Annotated in this window: 8 protein-coding genes and 1 pseudogene; 5 read left to right on the top strand and 4 right to left on the bottom strand. The window is 51.5% G+C overall.

Annotated elements, in window-relative coordinates; genetic code table 11:
- The first annotated feature begins 251 nt into the window (after nucleotides 1-251).
- The 5 genes and pseudogenes from AB1724_13070 to AB1724_13050 all read left to right on the top strand — a co-directional run bounded on the left by AB1724_13070 (nucleotide 252) and on the right by AB1724_13050 (nucleotide 2559).
- On the top strand, nucleotides 252-716 hold the full coding sequence (locus AB1724_13070) for a hypothetical protein (protein ID MEW6078740.1): 465 nt from the start codon (nucleotides 252-254) through the stop codon (nucleotides 714-716).
- 86 nt (nucleotides 717-802) lie between these two features.
- On the top strand, nucleotides 803-1123 hold the full coding sequence (locus AB1724_13065) for a hypothetical protein (protein ID MEW6078739.1): 321 nt from the start codon (nucleotides 803-805) through the stop codon (nucleotides 1121-1123).
- 151 nt (nucleotides 1124-1274) lie between these two features.
- Complete coding sequence (locus AB1724_13060; GenBank protein MEW6078738.1) at nucleotides 1275-1961, top strand: tetratricopeptide repeat protein; 687 nt, start codon at nucleotides 1275-1277, stop codon at nucleotides 1959-1961.
- A gap of 114 nt (nucleotides 1962-2075) precedes the next feature.
- Nucleotides 2076-2153, top strand: a pseudogene (locus AB1724_13055) (type II toxin-antitoxin system HicA family toxin).
- A gap of 4 nt (nucleotides 2154-2157) precedes the next feature.
- Complete coding sequence (locus AB1724_13050; GenBank protein MEW6078737.1) at nucleotides 2158-2559, top strand: type II toxin-antitoxin system HicB family antitoxin; 402 nt, start codon at nucleotides 2158-2160, stop codon at nucleotides 2557-2559.
- A 215-nt stretch (nucleotides 2560-2774) separates the two neighbouring features.
- Here AB1724_13050 and AB1724_13045 read toward each other — a convergent pair whose 3' ends face one another.
- The 4 genes from AB1724_13045 to queD all read right to left on the bottom strand — a co-directional run bounded on the left by AB1724_13045 (nucleotide 2775) and on the right by queD (nucleotide 6227).
- A complete protein-coding gene (locus tag AB1724_13045) occupies nucleotides 2775-3686 on the bottom strand; it encodes a dihydroorotate dehydrogenase (protein MEW6078736.1) in 912 nt (303 codons plus the stop codon).
- A 196-nt stretch (nucleotides 3687-3882) separates the two neighbouring features.
- Nucleotides 3883-4842: a C-GCAxxG-C-C family protein gene (locus tag AB1724_13040; protein MEW6078735.1), complete on the bottom strand. Its 960-nt coding sequence runs from the start codon at nucleotides 4840-4842 to the stop codon at nucleotides 3883-3885.
- A gap of 93 nt (nucleotides 4843-4935) precedes the next feature.
- Entirely contained in the window at nucleotides 4936-5844 is a 909-nt protein-coding gene (locus tag AB1724_13035) for an MBL fold metallo-hydrolase (GenBank protein MEW6078734.1), read from the bottom strand.
- Complete coding sequence (queD, locus tag AB1724_13030; GenBank protein MEW6078733.1) at nucleotides 5841-6227, bottom strand: 6-carboxytetrahydropterin synthase QueD; 387 nt, start codon at nucleotides 6225-6227, stop codon at nucleotides 5841-5843. Before queD ends, AB1724_13035 begins: the two co-directional genes overlap by 4 nt.
- Nucleotides 6228-6236 lie beyond the last annotated feature (9 nt).

Here is a 6236-nt window from a genome sequence, read left to right as displayed (position 1 = left end):
CGGTTGAAACGGTTTACTTCAGCGTTTTCCATGGTATACTCCTTTCGTAGGGGCGCCCATAATTGAGCACGGGCAGGAGTATACGCTTTTAATTATTCCGCCGCGAAGCGGCTTCGTTCAACAATTCAGCGCAGTAAGGATCGCCAGGGCACTCGGGTTTTGAGCAACTGGGGGAATTAAACTTTTAACCATCTTTAAGTCAGTCGGAGAAAGCCCTGGCGCCCTCTGGCTGAAGACGTTGGACACATAACATGAAAAAGACGATCAAAATTGTTTTAAAGATCGTATCTTTCTTGTTTATTGCACTCGTGCTCTTTCTAACAGTGGGAACCTCTCTTGACGCATACCGTGTGAAAAAAATAAGAACAAAAGCTGCATCAATCTACATCGGGGATACATTGCAGTCCGTTATTTCAACTATCGGAGAACCGTGCGTCACGTTCCCAAAAGGATCAAAGCACCTTTTCGGGTCAGAGCGTCAGCACAAGGAACTTGTTTACGGATCTATTTTTGACTGGAAAAATGCTTTTTTGAAAGAACCACCCTTCTTCTTCCCTTTTAAGTTTCGTCTATTTGGTCCTTACAGTGACGACCTTGTTATAGTTATCGATGACAAAGACAGAGTGTTGGAAATTCGATCTGTAAAAATAAACAAAGTGTCCAACAATTCAGCGCAAAAGGATCGCCAGGGCAGGCTTGTTGAACAGTTGTGTTGAATTGAACTTATCCATCTTGAAGTCAGTCGGTGGAAGCCCTGGCGCCCTTTGGTTGAAGACGTTGTGCTTCAAAAAATACAGAATATATGAAGGCTGAAGAAAAATTTGGGATATTACTTTCTGGGTTAAAGCCGAAACATTGGTATGAATTAATTTATATAATTATATTTGCGGTTTTGTTCATCGCAACACAATTTGGATTTGTTTTAAATATTCCTGGTGAATATCACGGCGCTGTCGCAGTTTTCATATTTGGTGCCTTACATATTGTGGCAAGTAATATTTTGGCTTTCATGTATAATCTGAACTGGGTAATTTTTCCTTGGGCTTTTAAAGTCAACGCGACATTTTTGAAAATCCTCGGAGCAATAATATGCTCTTGGGTTTTAATAAAACAAATTGTTTGAATAACCGGTGATCGAAGCACAACCAGGCAGCTCAAAGGATCGCCAGGGCTGCGGATTTTGAAATTTTGAGGGAAACTAAACATTAACCATCTTTAAGACAGTCAGAGGAAGCCCTGGCTCCCATTGGCTGCCGCCGTTATAAAACTCGAGAATGAAACAACAAGCTGAAAAAAGTAATGAGTTGTTGAGACAGGGTACACAATATTTGCTTGGAAGGGGTGCCCGGAGAGATGAAAAAAAGGGACGTGAACTTATTGTCCAAGCAGCTGAGCTCGACAACCCAGACGCTATGCACTTAGCATACATGATGTTAGCTCATGGTCAAGGTGGCCCTTTTGATCGAAAAAAAGCTTTTCAATTTCTTAAACGAGCAGCTGAACTCGGGCACCTCGAAGCCACTTACATCCTTGGTTACTGTTATATCGCAGGAGGTATGGGCAATAACGGATACTCTACTGAAATTTTAAATCAGCAACCCGTGCCCATGGACGAAGAAAAAGGGTTGAAGTATCTTTATGATGCTGCAGACCGTGGCCACAGCTTAGCTGCTTTACGTATTGCTGAACATTGGGAAGATCGTGCAGAAGATGAACCAGAATTTCTTGAGCGAGCAGTAATGTGGTACGAAAAAGGTGTAGCCCTCGGAGAACCAAACTGCTTAATTCATCTTGCAGATTTTCATATTCTTGGAAAGGTCTTGCCCAAAGATCCAAAAAAAGCCCGGAAGATGTACAAACAAGCGGCAAAGTCCGATGATATATGTGCAAGGAGTACTGCTAAACAACGTCTTGAAGAATTCGATGAACTGGAAACTTTATTAATGGAAAACTACAGCTAACCAAGCAGCCCAATGGATCGCCAGGGCACTCGGGTTTTGAAATTTCGGGGACAATTGGACTTTAACCATCTTTAAAACAGTCAGTGGAAGCCCTGGCTCCCATTGGCTGCAGACGTTCCCCACCCCAAGAAAGACCTCCCTGTTGGGACTCTTCGAAATATTTACCGACAGGCTGGTTGGCAATGGAGGTAAAACTATGAAATTCCCAGTTGTAATCCATAAAGACAAAAATTCAGATTATGGCGTTACTTTTCCTGACTTACCGGGCTGTTTTTCTGCAGGTGACACAATCGAAGAGGCTTTAGCAAATGCCCAAGAAGCCGCAGAATGCCATATCGAGGGTATTCTACTTGATTCTGAGCCTATCCCAGTTGCCACCACCATTGAAAAGCATAAAAACAAAAAAGAATTTCAAAACGGTATCTGGGCAATCGTTGACGTCGATCTAAGTAAATTGTCCCTTAAATCAAAAAGAATCAATATCACCATGCCGGAAAGGTTATTGAATTCTGTAGATTATTTTGCCAAGAAGCATGGAGAAACACGTTCGGGGCTTTTGAGTCAAGCCGTTACTGAATACATGTCATCACATCAATAAAATCAAATTGGCGAAAAAGAGCATTCAGCAGACCGCAAAAAGCAGCGGCTGCTGATGCCCGCCGTTCGCGCGCCTTGACCTCGATCCATAATCCTAATTTTTAGAGCTACCCTATAAACTTGATTTTCGGATAACCGGGTATTTGCCTGGAATTTTAAAAACAGAGTAGTTGTTAGCGCCGCCGGCAACGGGAGAGCATCTGTTTTATGACAGGCCTACGTCTCCAGGGAGCCGATGATATCGTTCACCGAGGCGATGCCGTTGTCGGACAGATACCGGTCGATGCCGTCGATAATGTCCACGGCGGCCCGGGGATTGATGAAACTGGCCGTACCCACCTGAACGGCCGTGGCGCCGGCAATGAGAAACTCCAGGGCGTCCTCGGTGGTCATGATGCCGCCGATGCCGATCACCGGGATGCCGACCTTGCGGGCGGTTTCCCAGACCATGCGCAGGGCCACCGGTTTGATGGCCGGACCGGACAGGCCGCCGGTGATGTTGGCCAGCTTCGGCCGCCGGGTGCGGATATCCACCGCCATGCCGGTCAGGGTATTGATCAGGGACACGGCGTCGGCCCCGGAGTCGGCCACGCTCCGGGCAATGGCCGCGATGTCGCTGACGTTGGGGGAGAGCTTGACCATCAAATGATAGGCCGTCCGTTTCCGGACCGCGGCCACCACCTTCGCGGCCGATGCCGGATCCACGCCGAAGGCGATGCCGCCGGCCTTGACGTTGGGACAGGAGATGTTGATTTCCAGCCCGCTGATCCCTTCCACGCCATCCAGGGCTTCGGCCAGGGCGGCGTAATCCTCCACCTCGCGGCCATAAATATTGACGAAAACGCGACAGGAGAGGGTTTTCAAAAACGGGAGTTTGTCGCTGACAAAGGCCTCCAGCCCGACATTTTCCAGGCCGATGGCATTGAGCATGCCGCAGGCGGTCTCCACGATCCGGGGCGGCGGATTCCCGGCGGATGGTTTGAGCGATATGCCTTTGACGATGATGCCGCCCAGGCGGTTCAGGTCCAGAAAAGGCTCAAACTCCCGGCCGTAGCCGAAGGTACCCGAAGCGGTCATGACCGGATTGGCCAGTCTTACCCCGCCGATATTGACCGATAAGTTGCTCATTATTTCCTGATCCGGGTAGAGTATACGTAATTCTTCCGGATCTTCCGGAACATCCCTACTTTATTTATTGAATAATTACGTATACTATCCCCACTTCTTGCCCATTTCTTGTAACCATACCATGGGAAACGACCCGGGTTCAATCACAATTGCGTCCGGTTGCGGCGCGCTTTTTTTCATGGCGGAACCGGTCGCGTCAGCCGCTAACCGATTCAGCCACGAAATCGGCTATTTTCCGGCACTCAGCCAGCCGTCCGATCCGGGTATATCGCTCCGCCCCTTCACGCGTATCCAGAGCACAGGAAACAATTTCACGGCAATGAGGGCCGCCGAAGCGCCGTTGAATGTTCTGATAGAGGGTCTTGCATCGGTCATACAAACGGGCCGGCTGAAACCGTTTTTCGTCCTGAAACACCCGGTCATTCTTGATGAGCCCGAAAATAATCAGCCGAAGGGTATCGGCGTATCCCGAAGCCCGCAGGTCGACCGACTCCTGAAGCCCCATGCACAGCACCCCGCCGATCAGCGCCCCGCAAACGGTTCCATTCAGCCCGATACCGCCGACAAAACCCCGCGCGGCCTCGCGGATAGGATCAATATTAAGTCCCGTCCGTTCATGGACCGACTCGATGACGCTCCCGGCGCAGTGAAAACCGGATGAGTGAAAATGATCGGCCATGGTTTGAAAAGCGTGCATGTCCCGGGACTCAAGGAACGGGAACTCACCCCGGCTGACATGCGTCGACAGCGTGGTCAGGACGTCGGTACCGTTTTTCAGAATGGCCATACATTTCAGGGCCGTGCCGGTCAGAATCGCCCGCCGGAAATTGCGCGTCAGATGGCTGCCGCCGTGAACCAGGCCGCAGTTGGGCGTGTTGACCCGTTCTTCCAGTTGCCTGAAAAACGTGTTGCTCGTCGCGTAAAATCGTTCCGGAGAAAGATCGGGAAACTTTTTCCCGAGAATGATCGTACCGCCGTTCACCACGCCGCAGGTATCCCCCATGGTGCTGATCCCGGAACTCAAGCCACCGACCGCCTGGAGAAGTTCTTTGTCCGTTGCCACGTCCAACTGTTCTCCCAGGTTGCGGGTCATGGCATAGGAGCAACTGAAGGCCTTGATGAAATCGAGAATCACCAGACGTTCCGCCCTGGTCATAGTGCCTCCTTAATGGCGTAGAACTGCTGAAGTTTTCTTTATCCAAAACACATTTTTCACCGGGTTCAGGGAGTGTGAAATCAGGAAAGCGTATTACGCCCCGGGGGACAGGCGCCGCTGAACTGCCAGTATCCTGGCTTCCAGGTTCAGCAGATAGGCCGGCTCCGGCTGTTTGGATCCAGTCTTGCAGTCGTACTCGATGGCCCGGACCCGCTGCTTGATGCGCTCGATATCGCCTTTTTCTTCCGTTGACAAGTCCGCCACCAGGCTGAAGAACTGCTCCGCGGACCGCATGGCCCGCGCAATATGGCCCCGGGCATCTTCCCCGGTGTATACATAGGTATGCCCGAAGCACAGCACGTCCACCTCAAGATCCTTCAGCGACTTCATGGAATCCAGATAGAGATCATAGCCCACCAGAAAATCCGTGAACACGTAGCCGGTGTAGTCCGGTATGCCCAGGGCCTCGGAGGCGATCAGCATTTTCTTTTCCGGAATATAGTAGCTCAGGCAGTCCCGGGTGTGACCCGGGGTTTCATAAACGCGCACCGTCAATCCTTCCGCGACCGTGATCTCGTCCCCCGCCTTCAGGGCCCGGTCAAGGGTGAAGGATTCAAACGGTTCGCTGTCCCCGATCTCGACGCCGTAGGCGGCCACCGAGGCGGCACCGGCGACGTTGAGCATGCGGATCCGCTCCACGGCGGATTCCCGCCGCAGAACATCGCCCGCCTTCTCGTGGGCGCAGACCGCCAGGCCGGGAAACCGTTTCTTGAAATACGGGGCCGCGCCCAGGTGATCAAAATGGGAATGGGTCAGGCAGCACCAGGCGGGGTCGCGGTCCTCCAGGATCCTCCGGATCTGCCCTTCGTACATCCGGGCCAGGCAGGAAAACCCGGCATCGAACAGGACGGGATGATCGCCGTCCAGAAGGAAGACGGGAACGTCAATCGGATAAAGAACGTGAAAACCGGGAACGACTTCTCCGGACTGCTGAATAATCAAAACGCCGTCTCCCGTTTTCCCGGGGTATAAGTGGCGCAGGCGTCATGGGACTCCCACACCGCCACCCGGGAGACACGGATATTGCCGCCGGGCAGCAGCGCGGCCAGACGGTCGGCGATGTGAACGGCGATCCGTTCCGAGGAGGGATTGCCCTGAAAGAAATCCAGATCGTTTAAATACTTATGGTCCAGTTCCCCGACAATTCCCCGGATATGCGCCTTGATCTCGCCGAAATCGATCAGCACGCCGGCGCTGTTTAACTGTTCGCCGGCCACGTGCACTTCCACTTTCCAGTTATGGCCATGCAGATTTTCGCATTTATCCGTAACCATGGCCAGCCGGTGGGCGGCCGCGAAATCAGTAACGACTTTCAATTCAAACATGCTTGTTTT

The sequence above is a fragment of the Thermodesulfobacteriota bacterium genome (assembly GCA_040753795.1).
Classification (GTDB): Bacteria; Desulfobacterota; Desulfobacteria; order Desulfobacterales; family Desulfosudaceae; genus JBFMDX01.
Note: the sequence above shows the minus strand (reverse complement) of the source record. Positions and strands in the feature narration are given on the sequence as shown.

Bases quoted from the DNA above. Each gene is read 5' to 3' on its own strand.
- AB1724_13065 (MEW6078739.1), top strand. From the start codon at position 803: ATGAAGGCTGAAGAAAAATTTGGGATATTACTTTCTGGGTTAAAGCCG.
- AB1724_13045 (MEW6078736.1), bottom strand. From the start codon at position 3,686: ATGAGCAACTTATCGGTCAATATCGGCGGGGTAAGACTGGCCAATCCG.
- AB1724_13040 (MEW6078735.1), bottom strand. From the start codon at position 4,842: ATGACCAGGGCGGAACGTCTGGTGATTCTCGATTTCATCAAGGCCTTC.
- AB1724_13070 (MEW6078740.1), top strand. From the start codon at position 252: ATGAAAAAGACGATCAAAATTGTTTTAAAGATCGTATCTTTCTTGTTT.
- AB1724_13060 (MEW6078738.1), top strand. From the start codon at position 1,275: ATGAAACAACAAGCTGAAAAAAGTAATGAGTTGTTGAGACAGGGTACA.
- AB1724_13050 (MEW6078737.1), top strand. From the start codon at position 2,158: ATGAAATTCCCAGTTGTAATCCATAAAGACAAAAATTCAGATTATGGC.
- queD (MEW6078733.1), bottom strand. From the start codon at position 6,227: ATGTTTGAATTGAAAGTCGTTACTGATTTCGCGGCCGCCCACCGGCTG.